General features: G+C 60.4%; 18 protein-coding genes and 2 pseudogenes. 7 read left to right on the top strand and 13 right to left on the bottom strand.

Translation table 11 applies throughout. The features are described from left to right. Positions 1-26: 26 nt before the first annotated feature. From CO666_RS34995 to CO666_RS04970, 9 genes are all read right to left on the bottom strand, one after another. Positions 27-254: a hypothetical protein gene (locus tag CO666_RS34995; RefSeq protein ID WP_097610995.1), complete on the bottom strand. Its 228-nt coding sequence runs from the start codon at positions 252-254 to the stop codon at positions 27-29. Between the two features lie 54 nt (positions 255-308). Beyond that, positions 309-1049, bottom strand: a complete 741-nt coding sequence (locus CO666_RS04935) for a metallophosphoesterase family protein (RefSeq protein ID WP_097610996.1) — start codon at positions 1047-1049, stop codon at positions 309-311. After that, positions 1049-1405: a hydroxyisourate hydrolase gene (gene uraH, locus CO666_RS04940; RefSeq protein ID WP_097610997.1), complete on the bottom strand. Its 357-nt coding sequence runs from the start codon at positions 1403-1405 to the stop codon at positions 1049-1051. Before uraH ends, CO666_RS04935 begins: the two co-directional genes overlap by 1 nt. Further along, positions 1402-1902, bottom strand: coding sequence for an ureidoglycolate lyase (locus CO666_RS04945; protein WP_097610998.1), 501 nt, complete (start codon positions 1900-1902; stop codon positions 1402-1404). The genes uraH and CO666_RS04945 overlap by 4 nt, the downstream gene beginning before the upstream one ends. A 4-nt stretch (positions 1903-1906) precedes the next feature. Further along, complete coding sequence (locus CO666_RS04950) at positions 1907-2269, bottom strand: HepT-like ribonuclease domain-containing protein (RefSeq protein WP_097610999.1); 363 nt, start codon at positions 2267-2269, stop codon at positions 1907-1909. Then, complete coding sequence (gene uraD / locus CO666_RS04955; RefSeq protein ID WP_097611000.1) at positions 2266-2766, bottom strand: 2-oxo-4-hydroxy-4-carboxy-5-ureidoimidazoline decarboxylase; 501 nt, start codon at positions 2764-2766, stop codon at positions 2266-2268. The genes CO666_RS04950 and uraD overlap by 4 nt, the downstream gene beginning before the upstream one ends. Then, entirely contained in the window at positions 2766-3689 is a 924-nt protein-coding gene (gene puuE / locus CO666_RS04960; protein WP_097611001.1) for an allantoinase PuuE, read from the bottom strand. Before puuE ends, uraD begins: the two co-directional genes overlap by 1 nt. Before the next feature lie 115 nt (positions 3690-3804). Beyond that, positions 3805-4512, bottom strand: a complete 708-nt coding sequence (locus tag CO666_RS04965) for a DUF1045 domain-containing protein (RefSeq protein WP_097611002.1) — start codon at positions 4510-4512, stop codon at positions 3805-3807. A 115-nt stretch (positions 4513-4627) separates the two neighbouring features. Then, positions 4628-5806 (bottom strand): NAD(P)/FAD-dependent oxidoreductase, encoded by a 1179-nt coding sequence (locus CO666_RS04970; RefSeq protein WP_097611003.1) that lies wholly within the window; start codon positions 5804-5806, stop codon positions 4628-4630. Here CO666_RS04970 and mnmC2 point away from each other — a divergent pair. Next, positions 5805-6548, top strand: a complete 744-nt coding sequence (mnmC2, locus tag CO666_RS04975) for a tRNA (5-methylaminomethyl-2-thiouridine)(34)-methyltransferase MnmC2 (protein ID WP_097611004.1) — start codon at positions 5805-5807, stop codon at positions 6546-6548. The two genes, CO666_RS04970 and mnmC2, sit on opposite strands and share 2 nt — an antisense overlap. On the opposite strand, the gene CO666_RS04980 is transcribed toward mnmC2, so the two are convergent. Further along, a complete protein-coding gene (locus CO666_RS04980; protein WP_097611005.1) occupies positions 6542-9937 on the bottom strand; it encodes a response regulator in 3396 nt (1131 codons plus the stop codon). The two genes, mnmC2 and CO666_RS04980, sit on opposite strands and share 7 nt — an antisense overlap. Positions 9938-10271: 334 nt before the next feature. Here CO666_RS04980 and CO666_RS04985 point away from each other — a divergent pair, with 334 nt between their 5' ends. From CO666_RS04985 to CO666_RS04995, 3 genes and pseudogenes are all read left to right on the top strand, one after another. Continuing rightward, positions 10272-10580, top strand: coding sequence for a hypothetical protein (locus tag CO666_RS04985; RefSeq protein WP_097611006.1), 309 nt, complete (start codon positions 10272-10274; stop codon positions 10578-10580). A gap of 259 nt (positions 10581-10839) precedes the next feature. Next, on the top strand, positions 10840-11763 hold the full coding sequence (locus CO666_RS04990) for a hypothetical protein (protein ID WP_097611007.1): 924 nt from the start codon (positions 10840-10842) through the stop codon (positions 11761-11763). Positions 11764-11777: 14 nt separating this feature from the next. Then, a pseudogene (locus CO666_RS04995) lies at positions 11778-12021 on the top strand (DNA alkylation repair protein); the annotation flags it as partial. Between the two features lie 36 nt (positions 12022-12057). Here the strand turns inward: CO666_RS04995 and CO666_RS05000 are convergent. Together CO666_RS05000 and CO666_RS05005 are read right to left on the bottom strand one after the other, a co-directional pair. Next, positions 12058-12756 (bottom strand): aspartate/glutamate racemase family protein, encoded by a 699-nt coding sequence (locus tag CO666_RS05000; RefSeq protein WP_097611008.1) that lies wholly within the window; start codon positions 12754-12756, stop codon positions 12058-12060. A 15-nt stretch (positions 12757-12771) separates the two neighbouring features. Beyond that, on the bottom strand, positions 12772-13491 hold the full coding sequence (locus tag CO666_RS05005; RefSeq protein WP_097611009.1) for a glutamine amidotransferase: 720 nt from the start codon (positions 13489-13491) through the stop codon (positions 12772-12774). Between the two features lie 100 nt (positions 13492-13591). On the opposite strand from CO666_RS05005, the gene CO666_RS05010 reads away from it, so the two are divergent. From CO666_RS05010 to CO666_RS35125, 3 genes and pseudogenes are all read left to right on the top strand, one after another. Then, positions 13592-14461 (top strand): LysR family transcriptional regulator, encoded by an 870-nt coding sequence (locus CO666_RS05010; protein ID WP_097611010.1) that lies wholly within the window; start codon positions 13592-13594, stop codon positions 14459-14461. 167 nt (positions 14462-14628) lie between these two features. Next, positions 14629-15744, top strand: a complete 1116-nt coding sequence (locus CO666_RS05015; RefSeq protein WP_097611011.1) for a DNA alkylation repair protein — start codon at positions 14629-14631, stop codon at positions 15742-15744. A 36-nt stretch (positions 15745-15780) separates the two neighbouring features. Further along, positions 15781-16031, top strand: a pseudogene (locus tag CO666_RS35125) (transposase); the annotation flags it as partial. Positions 16032-16057: 26 nt separating this feature from the next. On the opposite strand, the gene CO666_RS33530 reads toward CO666_RS35125, so the two are convergent. Then, a complete protein-coding gene (locus CO666_RS33530) occupies positions 16058-18895 on the bottom strand; it encodes a hypothetical protein (protein WP_143540243.1) in 2838 nt (945 codons plus the stop codon). Positions 18896-18931 lie beyond the last annotated feature (36 nt).

Raw genomic sequence — 18931 nt, forward strand, 5'->3', positions numbered from 1 at the left:
GAAGGTGGGTCTAGAGCCTTTCCTGGTTAGATTGAAGCATTCTGCCGGCGCAGGTTTTCGTCAGGGCAGAGGCGATTGGCGACGGGCATACCCCTTGGTACGTCCGAGCCGATCGCCTCTGATCCTGGCGGAAAGATGCCCGGCCCTAGCTGGTTTGCAAGCAAACCAGCGGGGTTGGCTGAAACGGGCCGCCTGATCGACCGGCCGGCTTGGCCGTAGAGCTGGGCTACGACACGCGCCGGCCGGTCGACCATCCGACTCCGTTTGAGCCAACAGAATGCTTCAATCTAACCAGGAAAGGCTCTAGGCTATCTCACCCAACCCGCCGCCAGCGCGCTCGCCCAGTCGGCACGGCCCCTTTCGGCGGCCAGTGCCGACATCGCCATATGGTCATAGGCGACGTTCCTGAACTGCCACGTCCATCCCGCCGCCGTCTTCTCCAGAATGGCATAGCCGGCCAGCGGATGACCGGCTTCGACCTTGTGGTAATAAGGCAGGACGTCGTCATAGGCCGGGCAACCGACGCTGCCGGGGTTGACGATCAGCCGGCCGTCGGAAAGCCGGACGGCGCGCGGCACATGGCTGTGGCCGCAGAGGATCAGCGGCAGGTCGATGCCTTCGGCCAGCGCCTCGATCGCTTCTATCGGCTTTAGGGAGACGATGCCCTCCGGCGAGACGGATTCCAGCCAGTAGAGATTGTCGTCCTTCGGCGTCGCGTGGCAAAGATAGACCTCGCCGCGATAAACGGCATCGAATGGCAGGCCGCGGATCCAATCCAGATGGGACGGCGTCAATTGCCGATAGGCCGAGGCATCAGAGACATGCATCGCCGCCGGATCCTGCTCGATCAGATAGCGGTCGTGATTGCCGCGAACCGATGTCAGACCAAGCGGCATCAGAATATCGGCGGTCCGGCCGGCCTCCAGCGGCCCGCTGAAGAAATCGCCGAGATTGACGATCTCCTCGATGCCCTCAGCCCGGATATCCGCAAGCACCGCCTCGAGCGCCCGATGGTTGCCGTGAATGTCGGCGATCGCTGCAAACCTCATTAGCTGCCTCGATAGGTGGAGTAGCCGTAGGGCGATATCAGCAGCGGCACATGGTAATGCGCCGTGACATCGGCAATACCGAAGCGGATTGGCACGAGATCGAGAAAGGCCGGATGCGGCAGCGGCGTGCCGTTGCGGCGCAGATAATCGCCGGCGTGGAAGACGAGTTCGTAGATCCCGACGTGAAAATTTTCACCGACGAGAATAGGGCCGCCATCGACCCGGCCATCGGCATTGGTCTCGACCGTCTTCAGATGTCTGCGGATATCCCCCTCGAGCTGGTAGAGATCGATCCTGAGGCCGGCGGCCGGCTTGCCGAGAGCGGTATCGAGAACATGCGTGGTCAGTCCGGTCATGGGGCTGGCTCTTTGATGATGAAGGGGGTTTCGAAGAAGAATTCCTCCAGATTATTATCGGGCCCGTCGCGGTCGACGACCAGAAAATCGGAGGCCTGGCCAAGCGCCATCAGCGGATGATGCCAGACATTGCGGCGGTAGTTCACGCCCTGGTCCCCGCGTGCGAGAAACACCTGCGGCCTGGCAGGACGCCCGTTCACATCCTCGGAGACGACGACGAGGAAAGGGCGGCCCGAAACCGGCGAGAAACTCTGGCTGCCGAAGGGATGGCGCTCCATCATGTCGACCGCATAGGGAAAACTGCGCGGCTGGCCGCGAAAGAGATTGATGATGACGCGCGCGCCCTCGCCCGTCGCTTCCGCCACAGCGAGGGCATGGAAGCGCTCCGTCGTGCCGCCGTTGATGAGCCGCATCGAGGCCGGATCGGCCTCGATCACCTCGCCGAAGGGAGCGAAGGCGGACCGGGTGAGCGGGCGGATGTCGAGACATTCGGACATGGGTTCACTCGCCCTGGGCATGCCAGTTACGGATGGCATCGATCGACGACAGAAGCTCGGGCAGCGTGCGATAGGTCGCTTCCCAGATGTCGACGGGATCGAGGTCGAAGACGTCTTCGAAAATACGATTTCCCGTGCCGCAGATTTTCGTCCACGGCAGGTCCGGGTGCTCGCTCGCAAATTCCGGATGCGCCACCAAAAGGCGGGAGGCTGCCGCACCGATGGTGAAGTGGCAAAAGGCTACCGCCTTGAAGGTGAACTTGTCGCCGGCGAAGGCCGCCCCATCCATTCCGCCGACGAAGGACAGTGCTTCGGATGCCGCCTCGTACATCTCGTTGAGATAGTCGATTGTGCGCCGCTCTTTCATTCGGCCTCCGGCAGCATCGACGTTAGGCGCAGCAATGCGATCCGTTCGACCTGCGCCGTCGCGGTCGCGAGTTCTTCGTCTCGACTGTTGGAGATCCGTGTTTCGAAGGCGGCCAGGATGTCGTCCTTGCTGAGCCCCTTGACCGCGATGATGAAGGGAAAGCCGAATTTCTCGACATAGGCCGAATTGAGTTCGGTGAAGCGGGCATGCTCGGCCGGGCTCAGGCGGTCGAGACCGGCGCCGGCCTGCTCCTTGCGGCTGTCCTCGGTGAGGTCGCCTGATATGGCGAGGCGTCCGGCAAGATCGGGATGGGCACAGAGCACGCCGAGCCGCTCCTCGCGGCTTGCCGCGCGAAAGACGGCGGCAAGCGCCGCATGCACAGCCGATGCCGTCAGCGGCTCGGTCACGCCGCCGGCGTCATAGGCCCGCTCGGCGATGAAAGGCGAATGTTCGAAGACGCCGCCGAAACGGGAAACGAAATCCTGGCGCGACACCATCAGAGCGCGTCCGGCTGATGGTGTTTGTGCCAATGCTCGGCGATCTCGATGCGGCGCGGGATCCACACCTTGTCGTGCTTCAGCACATATTCGATGAAGCGCTTCAGCGCCGCCGCCCGGCCGGGACGTCCGACGAGACGGCAGTGCAGGCCGATCGACATCATCTTCGGGCTGCCATCCTTGCCTTCCTCATAGAGTGTGTCGAAAGCATCCTTCAGATAGGTGAAGAACTGGTCGCCTGAATTGAAGCCCTGCGGCGTGGCAAAACGCATATCGTTGGTTTCGAGCGTGTAGGGGATGATCAGGAAGGGTTTCCCGTCGACGCCCTTCACCCAGTAAGGCAGGTCATCGGCATAGGAATCGGAGGAATAGAGGAAACCGCCCTCCTCCTGCACCAGCCGCAGCGTGTTGTCGGAGGGCTTGCCCTGATACATGCCGTAAGGCCGCTCGCCGGTGAGTTCGGTATGCAGGCGCACGGCTTCGAGAATATGCTTGCGCTCCAGATCCTCAGGAAAATCCTTGTATTCAAGCCAGCGGTAACCGTGGCTGGCAATCTCCCAGCCGGCCTCTTTCATCGCGGCAACGGCTTCCGGGTTGCGGGCCATCGCCAGCGTTACGCCGTAGACGGTCGCCTGCACCTTGAGATCGGTAAACATCCGCCAGAGCCGCCAGAAACCGGCGCGCGAACCATATTCATAGATCGATTCCATGTTGAGATTGCGCTGCCCGGGCCAGGCGGCCGCGCCGACGATCTCCGACAGCAGGTTTTCGGATGCCGGATCGCCGTCGAGGATCGAGCTTTCGCCGCCTTCCTCGTAATTGATGACGAACTGCACGGCGATGCGTGCCTCGTCCGGCCATTTCGGATCGGGCGTCTGGCGCCCATAGCCGACGAGATTGCGCGGATAAGTCTCGGATACCATCAAATCACCTTCTGAAAAGACGGGGAACGGTATCATCCGCAGCCGGAATGTCGAGACGGAAACTGCGCAACGGCATTTTCCCGTTATGGAACAAATCCTTAGCGCGTCCGCATATTCAGGCGATCTTGCGCGCGCTGACCTTGCCCATCGGATGCAGCGAATGGACGCGGAAGGGGCCGCCGGTGCCCTCCTCGATCATCAGCGCCACATTCGAAACCATCACCGGCTCTCGCAATACGGGCTCGAAGATCGTCCGCAGCGCCGACTCGATGCGCGGCATGTCGATCGTGTTGATGGAGCCCGTCACCGGCATGTGGAAGCGGAACTCATCCATCACATAGGGATTGCCCCAGCGATGCAGATTGGCGAACTGCGCCGCGGACAACCCGTCGGGGTCGCTGCGTTCGATATCGGCTTCGCTGAGCGGCGCGCGAAAACGGTCGAATTCCTGCACGATCGCCGAGGCGAGATACTGAATCTGCTCGCAGGGTCTGTTTGGCAGCAGGCTGTAGAAATTGCCGAGCCTTGCGACTTCGAGACGCGGCATCCGGAAGGGAAGTACGGTTCCGGAGAAACGCATCAGATCGCGCAGGAGTTGAGATTCCGACATGTCGGCAGACAGATGGAACGGCGCCTTCAAAACACCGTGAAAACCATAGCGCCGCGGCACGGCCGTATGGAAGGCGATCTCGTGAATGCCGAGGCCACGAACGGCCGGAGGCTCCGTCACATCGCCAGAAAACACATTTCGGCCAAGCCAATTGGCAGCCACGAGCGACAGAGGATCGCTCGCCGGTGGCGTGAAGCAAATGGCATAGCGCATGCAATTTCCTCCATCAAGGAAAGGGGGCGCCGATGACTTTAGGCGCGGTCGATGCGCAAGCAGATAGGTGATTTGCATGACAAAATAACGAAACGAGGCACCGGAAAATTCACGTTTAACGTGAAGCGACGGCGATATGGCTTGAAATCGCGAAGCTTTCCGGCAGCAAAAATTCGCAAGGTGCATCGCCTGCGATACAAACCGCCACCTCTGCCAACCGGTGCGCAAGGCCGAAGCTGACCTTGAAGCCGCCGGTCAGTGCGATCAGCCGCGGGTGTTCGGGGTGGCGGCCGATCATCGGATCGCGGTCGATCGCCTTCGGGCGAAGCCCCGCCCAGCGTTCGACGACAGGCGCATCGCGAAGCGCCGGCGCGATCGCGCGCGCCGCCGCGATCAGCGCGTCGAGCTGGGCATCGGTCGAAGTGGGATCGTCGAAACGGTTCTCGCTGGTACTGCCGATCGCCACATGTCCGCCCTCATGCGCGACGACATAGAGCCCGTCGAGAAAGATCGTCGGCAGCGCCGGGTCGATAGCGGCTTTCAACAGCGCCGCCTGCCCCTTGACCGGCTGGCCGAGCGGCTGCGGCAAGCCGGGCGTCAGTCCCTGCAGCAGCGGAAAGGACTGATGGCCGGCGGCCAGGATGCAGCGGCCGAAAGCAACGGTTTCGCCGCCGATTCCGGCCGTGCCCCGATCCGGGTCGAGATCGGTGACGACAGCATTTTCCCTGATGCGCACATGTTTTGACCGCCCCAAGAACGCGATCAGCACTGAAATCAGCGAGCGGGGCGCGACGCGGGCGGCAAGCGTGTCATGCACGAAGCCGCTCCCGCCGGCCGACGCCTCGACCCAGCCATCCACATCAGGTCTGTCGAGCACGTGCCAGTGGAAGCGGCGCTCACCTGCCCGCCAATGGCGCTCGGCATCCTCGGAATGACCACGCGCGATGCGATTGAGATGCGGTTTCGGCAGTGGGATCAGCCGCCCGGACCTGTTGTAACCGGCCGAAAGCCCGGTCGCCGCTTCGAGCGCTGCGATCTCGGTTTCGAGCGAGACCAGCGCGTCGAACTGGAACTGCTTCTTCTCCGACCACCGGTCCGGCATATGCGGCATCAGCGCGCCGAGCAGGCCGCCGCTTGCCCCTTCGCCCAATCTGCCGGCATCGGCGAGGATGGTGCTTAAGCCGCAACGCTCGGCATGAACAGCAGCCCAAAGACCCATGATGCCGCCGCCGACGATCAGCAAGTCGCAAGAAGATTGACCGGACCCCGGCGCAGGACTATCGGCTTGTTCCATGACAGAGGTTAACCCAGATCAGATTGGCGCGGGCGCGCCGCAGCCGCTCGAATGGCGCGACGGCGATATGCCCTATTCCACCGCCTTTGGCGATCACTTTTATTGCCAGACCGATGGCCGGCTGGAATGCGGCCATGTGTTCCTCGCCGGCAACGGCCTGCCGGAGCGATGGAACGGCCGGCAGGCATTCGTCATCGGCGAGCTCGGCTTCGGCACCGGCCTGAACTTCGCCGAGACCTGGCGGCAATGGAAGCTCCGCCGCACTGACGGCCAGCACCTGCATTTCATCTCCTTCGAACTCCACCCGATGCGCGGCGCAGAGATCGACCGGGCGCTGTCGCATTGGCCGGAGATCGATGCGGAGCGGAAGGCTCTCACGGCGGCCTGGCCGCAGGTGCCCGCCGGTACCGTCTCGCTCGATCTCGACGACCAGACGCAGCTCAGCGTCGTCTGCGGTCGCGCCCTCGACGGCGTCGCCGCGGCGAAGCCCGGCTTCGACGCCTGGTATCTCGACGGTTTCGCCCCCTCGCGCAACAGCGACATGTGGTCGGAGGAACTCATGCGGCAGGTCAACGAAAAGACCGCCGCCGACGGCACCTTCGCAACTTACGCCGCGGCTGGCTTCGTGCGCCGCAACCTCATCGCCGCAGGTTTTGCCGTCGAGCGCCGCCAGGGGTTTGCCGGCAAACGTGAGATGCTCTGCGGCATAAAAGCATTTCCCGGCAATCGCAAAGATCAGTAGCTGGTGCGCCCCGGCTGCAGCTCGTCCTTGCCGAGCCATTGCCGAATTTTCTCTTCCAGCAATTCCGGGCTGATCGGCTTCGACATATAGTCGTCCATGCCGGCATCGAGGCAGGCCTCGCGATCGCTTTCGAGCGCATGAGCGGTGACGCCGATGATCGGCACGCGGTGCCCCTGCCCCTTTTCCCGTTCGCGGATCGTCTGGGTCGCCTGATGGCCGTTCATGACGGGCATCGACACGTCCATCATGATGATACGCGGCGTGTGCCGCCCCCAAGCGGCGACCGCTTCCGCGCCATTGTCGACGACGAGGAAGGAAAGGCCCGTTGCCTGCAGGATCTGCGTGAAGACGATCTGGTTGACCTCGTTGTCCTCGGCAACCAGCACGTCGACGAATTCGGCCGCCCGCTGCTGCGGCGCCGGCGCAGGCGCCGGCACCGGCATCGCCGCTTCGGCCTGCAACCGGGCGACCTCGGCTTCGGAGGCCTGCTTGACGCGGCTGGCGCGCACCACTTCGACGACGGTATTGCGCAGCACGTTGGCGCGCGCCGGCTTCATCAGATGCGCTTGACCGTTCAGCGCCGCGAATTCCTTTTCCGTCCCCGAAATATCCATCGAGGTCAGGAAGATGATCGGCAGCTCGGCAAAGCGACGATCGGCACGCAGCCGCCGCGCGACATCGGCGCCGTTCATATCTGGCATATGATAGTCGAGCACGACGGCATCGACGGTGACGCCGAGATCGGCCGCCGCCTCCAGGATGGCAAGACCGGTGCCGCCGCCCTCGGCGGCAACACCGTCGAAACCCCAGAGTGAAAGCTGCTCGGTGAGGATGCGCCGGTTCACGTCATTGTCGTCGACGACGAGGATGCGGGCACCCTGAACATTGATCGGCAGCGGCTTCGGCTCGAGGCGGGCAGCCGCCACCGCAAACGGCAGGTTGACGGTGAAGACCGAACCCTTGCCCCATTCGCTCTCGACATTGAGATAACCGCCGAAAAGGTCGACGAGCCCGGCGGTTATCGCAAGCCCGAGGCCTGTGCCCTCGTGCCGCCGGGTCGAGGAAGCATCGACCTGCGAGAACTTGTCGAAGACCGATTCGAGCTTTTCACTGGGGATACCGATACCCGTATCCTCGATGCGAATGCTCGCCATGATCTCGCCGCCGCCTGCCGCCTGAAAGCCGACATCGACGAAGACATGGCCGCGTTCGGTGAACTTGACCGCATTGCCGACGAGATTGGTGACGATCTGGCGAAAGCGCCCGGCATCGCCGATCACGGCGGCGGGCAGATCCGGTGCTGCGCGCACCAGCAGTTCGATATTCTTCTCGGCGGCGTGCGAGGAGAGCAGCGTCGCCACGTCCTCCACCGCTTCGGTGATATCGAAGGCGGCTTTGCGCAGTTTCATCTGCCCGGCATCGATCTTCGAGAAGTCGAGGATGTCGTTGATAATCGTCAGCAGCGCATTGCCCGATTTGACGATGATGTCGACGAAGGTCTTCTGCCGCGTATCGAGATTGGTTTTGGCAAGCAACTCCGCCATGCCGAGCACCCCGTTCATCGGGGTGCGGATCTCGTGGCTCATATTGGCGAGGAATTCGGATTTGGCGCGGTCGGCGGCTTCCGCACGCGACAAGAGATGCCGCAACTCCTCCTCGCGGCTCTTGAGCTCGGTGACGTCGGTAAAGAGCGCCACCCAATGCTGTCCCTCGCTGACCGCCGCATCCATGTTCACCCAGCGCTCGCCGCCGACATGGAAGACGGTCGAGATCGGCTGTCTCGACGCAATATTGGCGCGCCATTCCTGCAGGATCTCGTTCGCCGCATCGTGGAAATCGCCGCGCGCCGCACAGAATTCGAACATGCCGAGCCAGCCCTGCCCGGCTTCGATATAGTCGGGCGGGATCTGCAATATATCGGCCATTGCGTCGTTGGACATCTTGATGATGCCGTCCTGGACGATGGCAAGGCCTTGAGACATCGCATGCGTCGCATCGCGCATCATCTCGCCGACCCGCTCGAGTGCGGCGCGGGTCTCGTGAATTTCCTTTTCCCGCTCGCGCACCGCCGAGATGTCGGCATAGGTGAGCAGGATACGGTCGTTGGAGATGCGGCGGCTGTCGAAGATGACGGATTTGCCCCCCGCCCAGCCAAGCTCGATCGGCTCGGGTTCTTCGGCCTCGAACAGATGTTTGCGGAAGGCGTAGATCTCCTCCGGTGTCTGCCTGCCGTCGTAGCGTCCGAGCTCTAAATTGCGGCGGATGACGTCGATGAAGGGGCGGCCGTCGAAGCGATCGTCGAGCGGCAGCTCCCAGATGCTGTAGAATTCGTCGTTGACATAGAGAATCTGGTGGTCGTTATCGAGGATCAGCACGCCGACCGGCAGCGAACGCAGGATGCTCTCGATATCCCGATGCAGTATTTCTTCCTGCTTGCGTGATTCGATCAGCGCCTTCTCGCGTTCCTTGAGCGGCGAAATGTCGGAAAAGGAGCCGACGACATAGGTTCGCCCGTCCGCCGTCATGACGCGGTTGACGCGCGAGATGACCGGATAGATGTGGCCGCTCTTGCTCGGCATCTCGCTCTCGAGCTCCACCGAAATGCCGTCCCTGAGCGCCAGCAGGTTTTCCTGGTAGATCGCTGCAGCACCTTCCGGCCCGAACATTTCCTGTTCGGTCATTCCCAGATACTCGGCGCGGGCGCGGCCGCTGAAGGTCTCATAATATTTGTTGGCATAGACCAGGCGGTGCCTGTCGTCGCGCACGAAGACCGCCACCGGCAGGTCCTCCAGGACGGTGCGCAGAACGTCGAGTTCGTTGACGCTCTCACCCCAGGCCGATTCGCCGGCGGCCGCTGGTTTCGCACCATTGCGATAGGCGGCATTGGCGACCAGCGGCCGGCCGTCATCGGCAAAGATGCCGATCGGATGATCGAGCTTTTCCAGCGCCGCGCGCACACGGGCGAAATCGGCGGCAATTCCGAAATCGTTTACAGCCTGAGAGCTGTCCGCAGTCTCCTTAGGGGTAACGGCGCGGCGCTCGCGGGCCTCAAAGATGCCGAGCACATAGATCCGCTCCGGCGACGGCGAGAAGCTTTCGATCTGGATGCGCTCATGGCCGAGGCCTGCGGCATCGAAGCAGATGGCGTTTTCCTCGGTGCCGAACACCAGCGCGCGGCGCTCCTTGTCCTCGCGCTCCTCTTCCTCGGGACGGTCGACGAGCTCGCGGCTGCGCCGGCCGATGAAATCGGAAATCTCGCGGCCCAGGAAATCCGCATAGGCCTCGTTGACGGCGACGTAGCGCAACTCGCTGTTCTTGACATAGGCCGGGGTGTCCAGATCGGCGATCCGGCGGCAAGCCAATTCCAGAATGTCCCCGGCTGATTTCAAGAAATGGTCGCTCCCGCAATGAATGAAATATCAACGACAAAGACTATAAGGCCAAGGCTTTTAACAAGGTTTTAACCATAAATTTCGACAGCGGAATTTTACGAGCCGGCCCACCAATCTGACGATACCTCACATCGACAGCCCGGCTTGCACGAAAGGCCGTCCCCGGCAACGCTGCTGCAACCTCGATTCATTTCCTTGCCGCAGCAGGACTCCGTTGAAATCATGACGAAAATTTAATGCAGGAAGCGCTTGCGCGGCCATTGCGCCGCCGCGATCCGGGCGGAGTCTGGACACGGCTTTTTGGAAGCCAGTCTAAATAAGGAAATAGCATATGTCCGTTCTTCATAAGACCATGGCGACGGGCCTGATCGCGCTGACCCTTGCCGGCGCCTCGCTCGCCACCGCCACCACCGCCGATGCCCGTCCGCGCGATGCCTTCTGGGGCGGCCTTGCCGCCGGCGTCGTCGGCGGCGCCCTGCTGTCCGAGGCAGCCCGCCCCGCCTACCCTGTCTATCCCGCCTACCCCGTTTATCGCCCTTATCCCGTCTACCGAACCTACTACCGGCCATCCTATTGCCACCTCGAATGGCGGCACGACGATTGGGGCAACCCCTACCGCGTCAAAGTCTGCCCGGAATAGAACCAGCATCCGGCGCCGCTTGACCTCCCGGCGGCGCCGGTCCAACTGCAACGGCAGCTCGGCATTAGCGCCGATAGCGCAGTGCATCGGAGCACCAATTTCGCGCGAAACCCTCGAAAAGCAATCTGTTCGTCACTCTGTTAAATACCTCAATAGGCGGTTAGGAATCCGCTCGAAGCGTTCATGCATCTTGCTTTCGCTATCGATTGCATTTCAAGCATCCAGCCAGACTTTGAGCATCCAGAGAGGCGGCAACGGAATGACCACGAAGATCCCGACAACCGGTTGGGCAGCGGACGTAGTCGATTTCTTGTCCCGAAACATTCCCCGCGACGATCGGGAAGAGGGTTGGAACGATATGGCCCTGACGGCCTATCAGATCGGTTGCGAAGCTCTCGTGGCACTAGGTCAGGCGGATGAAACCAATTGGGGCGCAATCCCGCGTAAGAATGCGCGGCTACCTCTCGAGCTACCGCGTTGGGACGACCTGTGCGTCTCCGTGCTTCGATTGGCGGCACAACAAAGGCTGCTATTTTGTCGCCTGCCTGACGGTAGCGTGCCTTTAGCGACGGGGCACTGGGTGATCCGCCAGATAGGCGCACCTCCGCCACCTCCGCCGAACATCGCCGCTGCAAATGGTCTTGGTCCCGCCTTCGCAACAACCGAGGTCTTGTCCATCCTTCGGGCATTGGGGCTGCTGGTCGAAGGTCGCTGGACGGAGATTGCTGAAACGGTGTTTTGGCGAGACTGGCCAGGGGAATGGGAAATGGATTTCACCTCCGATCCCCGTTTCTCCGCTGCGGTTGAGCAAGCTCTCGCTACGATACCGGCCGACATCCGCACCGAAATGGACAAACTTCTTAACATCACCGATGCGCAGGTGACAGCCGCGGTACAGCGAAGTGCGGCAGCTTTAGAGGAGTCACGCGCCACATATGGGCCGAACGCCAACATAGCAAGCTCATCCGACACTCCGGAACGGGCGCGAAGTAGTTTAGAGTTCGTAAGTCGGCTCGAGCTTGACTGGTTGTTCTTCCGCCGCTGGCGCCTGACTGACGGGTGGCTCACACCGAAAGACGCAGGCAAAGCACTCGAAATCTTTCACGACGATCTCGCTGTCGCCATGCGGTGCGCCGTTATTAAACGGCTCTATCCGAATTTGCCATTTGCGGCCGCCAGATAGGTAGGAAGACGACCATGCCGGAACCCCTTAAGAACCTGCTGCATGAAGGGCTGGTCGGCGGTATAGCCGATCGCATTGCCGGCAACGCATCGTCCTTCGACAAGGAGCGTTTCATGGCACTCGCGACTGATGCTCGCAGCTCTGGAGCTGATGAAGCGCTCGGCCCTGATCCGCGACGCATTGTTTGCGACGCTTCCCGAGGGTTTTCCTGAAGCCGCCGCAATCCTGAAAGCGAGCCTGCCGGCTGCGGCAAAACCTCGATCAATCCTGTGAGCACCGTCCCATGTGTGCCAGTCATTCGCCCAACGCGAAGGCGACCGCGGCTTCTGTATGAATGGCCGTGGAGTCGAAGCCGGGTAGAGGCAGCTTGTCGGTCTCGAGGATCAGGCAGATCTCGGTGCAGCCGAAGATCACGGAATCCGCGCCCTCGGATTTGGCTTTCTCGACCAACGCGATGAGGGCCTTGCGCGAAGGATCCAGAACCTTCCCCGCACAAAGTTCATCAAAGATGATGTTGTGTGTCTGAGTTCGCCCGCCCGCATCGGGCACCATGACGTCAATCCCGTGTTTCGCCATCCGTTCCGGGTAGAAACCATTCTCCATCGTGTAGCGCGTGGCCAGAAGCAGGGGCTTACGGCATCCAGCCGCCTTCAGCCGGTCCGCCGTTGCATCGACGATATGCAGGAACGGCACGCCCAGCGCCGCCTCGATCGGCTCAGCGACCAGATGCATGGTAACCGCGCACATGAGAACGCCTTCCGCGCCGGCGCTCTCAAGTCGGCGCGCGACATCGGCAAGATATTTGCCCGCCTCATCCCATCGGCCAGCTTTCTGCATGTCCACGATATTCTGGAAATCGACCGAATACAGCAGCAGTTCCGCCGAATGCAGGTTGCCCAGTTTGCGCCGCACGGCCTCGTTGATCTGGCGGTAATACACGGCGGAGCCTTCGAAACTCATGCCGCCAATGAGGCCAATCCTGCGCATATCGATGATCCTTCGATTGATTCAGATGGTCCTGCTTGCGAGGAAATCGCGCAGCAGCTGACCGGGAAATGGCGCTTCCTGAACCGATGTCAAAAGCGCTTCGGGGTCCCGCCCTTCCTGATGCAAGGCGTCGATTCGCGAACGGATGACGCCCGCCATGATCTCTGGCGTGAATTCCGGATGAAACTGGGTCGAGATCGCGTTGGGCCCGTAGCGCAGGATCTGGTGGGCGTCATGCTCTGACCGTGCCAGCACCCTGGCGCCGGGCGGCGGAGCGATCACGGTCTGGAGATGCGTCAGCTGCGCCGTGAAACTGCGCGGACTCCCGGCGAGCAGTGGATCCTCCACGGCATCTGCCAGAAGCGAGATAGTCTGGCTGCCGATCTCTCGTCCACCCGGATGGAAATCGACCTGCCCGCCAAGCGCATCTGCCATGAGCTGATGACCATAGCAGACCCCGAACACCGGCGCGTCAAGCGCCATGGCCTCGCGGATCCAGTCGCCCAGGGCCTCGCTCCAGGGTTCGCGATCCGTCACCATCGACCAGGACCCGGTAATGATCGCCGCCGTCCCGGCATCCGGCGGTGGCAGGCGCTCCCCGTCAAAGACACGAATTATGCGAATTGTATCTGCCGGACGCCCGAGCGCGGAGGCGAACCATTCCGGCAAATCGCCATACGTTGTGCGAAGGCTTTGGGGCGGTGAGCCGGTCTGGAGAAGAAAAAGGGCTGAAAGGCTCATCGGCAGGGTATCCGGTCTTCGGCGATTCATCGATTGACTCGTCCTTTACCGGTAGAGCATCATCCTGAAAAATGATTAATCAAGAAAGAGAGTTCTCGAAATGAGAAACATCGATCTCGACTCCCTTGAGATTTTCCGATCGGTTGTGGAGACGGGAAGCATCACCGGGGCGGCGGGGCAGCTGGGGCGGGTACAGTCGAACGTCACCACGCGCATCCAGAACCTGGAAGACAGGCTGGGCGTCAAACTGTTCCAACGTCAGCGCAACCGGCTGATGCTTTCGGCCGATGGACAAATCCTGCTGACATATGCCGAGAGACTCCTGCGGTTGTCTGCCGAGGCGGAGGCCACGCTCAAGGCCAGGGGACCACGCGGGAAGCTCCGCATCGGCACGCTGGAAAGCACCGCCGCGGCGCGCCTTCCGCCGCTTTTGTCGGCGTTCCATGCACGGTATCCGGACGTGCAGATCGAGCTCGTCACCGGCGATTCGACCGCTCTGCTGCAACGCGTTCGGCGTTTCGATGTGGACGCGGCTTTCGTTTCCGAACCCTTCGATGCCGAAGGACTGGAAACCCAACCAAGCTTTACCGAAGAACTGGCGCTGATCGCCCCCTTGTCTATACCGCCGATCAGCGATGCGAGCGATATGCGCGGACGGACCATCATCGCATTTGCGACTGGTTGTTCCTACCGCCGTATTCTCGAAGACTGGCTGGCAATGTCGAAGATCGTGCCGGAGAGGGTGCTGGAACTTGCGTCCTATCATGCGATTGTTGCCTGCGTTGCAGCGGGCGCCGGCATCGCGATCATGCCGCACTCGGTATTGAGGGCAGTTCATGCCGAAGGACAGGTTCAGGCGTCGCCGCTGCCGCCGCAGGTCGCCGATGTACGCACGCATCTGATCTGGTGTCCGGGTCATCACTCCAGCGCGCTGGATGCACTCCGCGCCGAAATAAGCTCATGTCGGTGAGACCTCGTCCGGGGAGCCAAGTGACGAACTGCTCTCCATCCTCGAAGCGCTTTAACTATGCCGAACTGCCGCATGGCATAAAGCAGGGATGATGGCCGCCGAACTCAGCCATGCGGCATGATCCGACTCGCGGCATAATGTGTTCCTCGCACAGAGGGAGAATCAGCATGCCGGAACCGCTCAAGAACCTGCTGCACGAAGCGCTGGTCGGCGACATGGCCGATCGCATCGCCGCCAATGCGTCTTCCTTCGATCGCGAGCGTTTCGTAAGGCTGGCGACCGACGGCCTTGGGGCGCTAGAGCTGATGGAGCGCTCGGCGCTGATCCGCGATGCCCTGTTTGCCACGCTTCCCGATGATTTTCCGAAGGCCGCCGCCATCCTCAAGGCAAGCCTGCCCGCCGATGGCAAGGCCGGACTATCAGGCTGGATGCTGTTGCCGGTCAACCAGTTCATAGCAGCGCGCGGTCCCGATCATTTCGATCTCGGCCTCGACCTGCTGAAAGCGCTGACGCCGCATTTTACTGCCGAATACGGTATCCGCCCGTTCATCCACCGCGACCAGCAACGCGCCCTCGCCATCATTTCCGGCTGGGTCGACAATCCCGATCGGCATGTGCGCCGGCTGGCGAGCGAGGGAACGCGGCCGCGCTTGCCCTGGGCCATGCGTCTGCCGCAGCTCGTCAAGGACCCGGCACCGATCCTGCCCATCCTGACCGCGCTGATGGACGATCCGGAGGATTATGTGCGCCGCTCCGTCGCCAACAGCCTGAACGATATCGCCAAGGATCATCCGGATCTGGTCGCCGCCTTCATTGGCGGCCACATCGAGGGTGCCTCCGCCGAGCGCCGCTGGCTGCTGAAACATGCCTCGCGCACGCTGCTCAAGAAGGGCCATGCGCAGGCGCTTGCCAATTTCGGTTTCGGCGCGGCTGCCTCGCTCGCCTGCGAATTGCGGCTCGCAAACAGCGAAGTGCTTTTCGGCGAAGGGCTGGATTTCGAAATCCGCGTGGCGAATGCCGGCAAAGCCCCGCAATCGCTGATGATCGACTACGCCATCCACCATGTGAAGAGCGACGGCTCACTCTCGCCCAAGGTCTTCAAGTGCAAGACGATCATGCTCGCGCCCGGGCAAAGTCACGCGATGACGCGCCGCCACGCCATGCGGCCGATCACGACGCGACGCTATTATCCCGGCAAACACCGCATCGCCATCCTCGTCAACGGCGCGGAAAGCGCCTCGGAAAACTTCGTCCTGAGAATGCCCTCGCTCGACCAGAGCTAGCCCGGATATCTCACACTATGTTGATGCATCAGCGGGCGGCGCGTCATCGCCAAAGCCGAGGTGATCCGCGGCGACACCAATTCACGCGTCATTGTCACCTCGCTCAGCCGTGCCGCGCCATCTCTACGAAAGGGTCTACTGCGCCTGCGGCGAGATGGAGACCCTGATCAAGGAATGCCAGGCTGATCTGTTCGCCGACCGCACATCAGCCGCCACCCATGCAAGCCAACCACCTGCGTCTGCGGTTTGCCTCGATGGCCTATGTGCTGCTCGCGGCATCGAGCCGTAGGGCTGCACTTCACCGTTCTTTGCCTCAATTCGCGTCGTCTAACTCTGCAAAACGCACTTCCGGGAAAGCATCCGTTTTCTTGGCCTCCAGCCACTGGCCAATCGCAGGCTCTTGGCGCCCCGCCTTTTGGAAGGCCATAGCGAGACGAACGCATTCGGCCCGAAGTAAGGTAAGCGTCTTTGTGCGCGGATCCGATGTATTCCATTCCTTATAATCCAAGTCGATCAACATAAATTCAAGGGAATCAATAATTCGCAGTTGGTCGTCTTGATTGAGAAGACCTGCCATAAGAAGTCGCCGTGCTACCGCGATAGAATGCAGCAATCCCGGCTCCCTTCTCACAGCACACATACTTGCTATATCGGTGCTTAGAATGGAGGGTATCTCAATGCCTTCCTTCTTGTGCAAGTGAATGAATTGAACGGTCGCATTGAGAGCGGCTACTACGGTAGCCTCGTCTCGCGCTGCTAGCGCCTTCCGTAAGGTTTTTGTCACCCACTCCCGCTCGGACGGGAAGAGCCTGAGCAGATGCGCGGCTGTCAGCAGAAACGACGGCACATTGGCCCCAGTTACTGCGTCACGCCATCGGGTCAGTAGGACATCATCAAGCAGGCCGGACGTTAGCGCCGGAAGAACGGCCCAAGCGAGACATGGTCCAACTGCTTTGGATATTGCCTGACTTGTATCCCGTGTCGTTCCGAAGAAATCATGATTCTTTGGAGCAGGCGGTCTCCAGCCGATACATTTGTCCAAAATAGCGAGAGCATCTTGCGGTGACAGCGTAAAGCGATCTTTGCACCTTTCGCCTGATGAACCTTGCAACCCAACCAACCGCAATTCGTCTATTTCACCCGCTGCTAGCGGCTTGACAATAACCTCATTGAATGCAGAGGCGCTGAGACCTTCCGAAGGCTCGGGAAAAATCAGATAAACATGCGGATAAAGTTCAGCATTTGCCGGAAGACCGTTCCCACTTGCTCGTTTATCCCAAATGGCGACTGCCAAACGACTTTGCTCTTCAACGGATAGCATTGTCTCTTCCGCAAGCGACGACAACCGCAACAGTGCCCGGGTGCGGTTTAGCGTATCGCCTGTTCTTACGGCTTCGATCAATTCGGATATACGCGAGTTCCATTTAAAATCAGAAACTCGGTTTCTAAAGTCGCCGCTATCGAATTCATCGCAAAGCTCCGGCCACTCACGCGCTAGACCCGCGATGTTTCTCTCCTTGGGAAGAGGTAAGCTCAGAGCCTCATAAGATAATTCGCCCCGGTAGACCGGAGGCACGGCTTCTAAGGAGCGGCAAAGTAAGTGGCTCAAAGGATCCAACAACCACCAATGAGATAAACCCGGATGTTTGCTAAGCTCCATGCCCCACAGGAAGGTCTCTTTGGCTACATCTTCGCCTTGGCTTATCATTAGTCTGGAGAGAAGCTCCAGATACACCCGCGCCGTGTCCACCCATTTGCGATTGTCTTTCACGATCTGTTGCAAAGCAAAATCAATCGCCGGACGCAACGTCGTAACAAGTTCATTGGCTACGGCATGGGGAAGACGCGCAACATTTACCCGGCTGAATACATGGTCGATAAGCCCTTTCGAATGGCTCGCGATATGCGTTGCAGCCAAACTGACATGCTGCACCGACATCTGGGGAGTTACCTGAATGGCCCGCTGGACTTTTGTGGCCATCACCTCCATGGTACCGATGCGATCCGGTAGCCCCACATGCTCCGACATCCGGATAACCTCATCGATCACCAGTACTTCGGCACCGTTACGAAAACGAACCGTCTTTGAGTGATCTCGGTATGAACCTGCGTCGAAACTCGCCTCTATAACCACCGCTTCCTTAGCCCGCTCTTCCCATTGTTTCGAGATTTCGCTGTCAATGGCATGGATATGGTCCCATGGATCGCAGCCAGCCGCGTGATAGTTATTTGGCCACGTATCGTCGTCGACGCTGCGCTCGTGATCTTCGAGTTCATAACGGGCGCTTCTGAACAGCCATGATGCCCATGCTTCCCGGGAGAGCAGCCATATGGAGTTTTTTTCGCGGGATCGCCGAGTGTGAATCAGAGTTTTTGCTTCGCGAATGATCTCCGCAGCTTTCTGATATTCGCGGAGAAGGCAATACAAGGACGCCTGTCTTAAATACCAAACCGGATCATCACCCTTTAAGAGGAGAGCAAGCTCCGCTAGTTTTGGGAAATCAAAATCAGCTTTTGCTTTGAGAGCTTGCTGATACCGGCAAATCGCAGTGACTTCGGCGCCATCAAACCTTTGTAACAGACCCAGCCACTTGTTGAAGTCCTCCCAGTTGCGATCATGCCTCGCCTGAGTAAGCAAAACTGTATAGATCCGAATGCGATCCGACTTCGATAGGTTGTCCAGTTCAGCAGCACTTACGCTGGAACTGAAAAGATCGTACATAAAATCGTCCAGCGGCCAGAAAGCGATTTCATAACGCCACGATAATTCGGAGATGGCTTTTGCTCGGAATGGGGCGCTAGCGGTCGGCAAAGCCTTCCGCATTTCGCTAAACCAGCGGTCAGTTTCAAAGCGCAACTGCATACGATGATGCGAAGGCGCTACAAGCCATCCGGGATATCCTTTTCGATCGGCCTCCCAACTAGCTACAAGGCGACCGATAAGATCGTCAGGACCAATGTCTGCCGGTGCCTGATGTGAGACAGGGGTGCGTATCCATTCGTGTAACGGCTTGGGTTTGCCTCCCCAAAGCGCGTCAAGAAAAATCTGGGAAGCCTTTTCATGGGCCTCATTTGGTTCCAATCCTTGAACCAGAGGCGCCAGGTCAATGGTAAGCGACAAGCCGTGGCCGTTCAGGCGGCGTAGTTCCATGGCATGAGCGCGTCGATTTCACTGCTGGGCCATCCA

Source organism: Rhizobium chutanense, from assembly GCF_002531935.1.
In the GTDB taxonomy this organism is placed as follows: Bacteria; Pseudomonadota; Alphaproteobacteria; order Rhizobiales; family Rhizobiaceae; genus Rhizobium; species Rhizobium chutanense.

Excerpts from the sequence above, each read along its gene's own strand:
- uraH (WP_097610997.1), bottom strand. The coding sequence starts at position 1,405 with ATGACCGGACTGACCACGCATGTTCTCGATACCGCTCTCGGCAAGCCG.
- uraD (WP_097611000.1), bottom strand. The coding sequence starts at position 2,766 with ATGGTGTCGCGCCAGGATTTCGTTTCCCGTTTCGGCGGCGTCTTCGAA.
- CO666_RS05015 (WP_097611011.1), top strand. The coding sequence starts at position 14,629 with ATGCCGGAACCGCTCAAGAACCTGCTGCACGAAGCGCTGGTCGGCGAC.
- CO666_RS05010 (WP_097611010.1), top strand. The coding sequence starts at position 13,592 with ATGAGAAACATCGATCTCGACTCCCTTGAGATTTTCCGATCGGTTGTG.
- CO666_RS04965 (WP_097611002.1), bottom strand. The coding sequence starts at position 4,512 with ATGCGCTATGCCATTTGCTTCACGCCACCGGCGAGCGATCCTCTGTCG.
- CO666_RS33530 (WP_143540243.1), bottom strand. The coding sequence starts at position 18,895 with ATGGAACTACGCCGCCTGAACGGCCACGGCTTGTCGCTTACCATTGAC.
- mnmC2 (WP_097611004.1), top strand. The coding sequence starts at position 5,805 with ATGACAGAGGTTAACCCAGATCAGATTGGCGCGGGCGCGCCGCAGCCG.
- CO666_RS04935 (WP_097610996.1), bottom strand. The coding sequence starts at position 1,049 with ATGAGGTTTGCAGCGATCGCCGACATTCACGGCAACCATCGGGCGCTC.
- CO666_RS04990 (WP_097611007.1), top strand. The coding sequence starts at position 10,840 with ATGACCACGAAGATCCCGACAACCGGTTGGGCAGCGGACGTAGTCGAT.
- CO666_RS05005 (WP_097611009.1), bottom strand. The coding sequence starts at position 13,491 with ATGAGCCTTTCAGCCCTTTTTCTTCTCCAGACCGGCTCACCGCCCCAA.
- CO666_RS04970 (WP_097611003.1), bottom strand. The coding sequence starts at position 5,806 with ATGGAACAAGCCGATAGTCCTGCGCCGGGGTCCGGTCAATCTTCTTGC.
- CO666_RS04950 (WP_097610999.1), bottom strand. The coding sequence starts at position 2,269 with ATGAAAGAGCGGCGCACAATCGACTATCTCAACGAGATGTACGAGGCG.
- CO666_RS04985 (WP_097611006.1), top strand. The coding sequence starts at position 10,272 with ATGTCCGTTCTTCATAAGACCATGGCGACGGGCCTGATCGCGCTGACC.
- puuE (WP_097611001.1), bottom strand. The coding sequence starts at position 3,689 with ATGGTATCCGAGACTTATCCGCGCAATCTCGTCGGCTATGGGCGCCAG.
- CO666_RS04945 (WP_097610998.1), bottom strand. The coding sequence starts at position 1,902 with ATGTCCGAATGTCTCGACATCCGCCCGCTCACCCGGTCCGCCTTCGCT.
- CO666_RS34995 (WP_097610995.1), bottom strand. The coding sequence starts at position 254 with ATGGTCGACCGGCCGGCGCGTGTCGTAGCCCAGCTCTACGGCCAAGCC.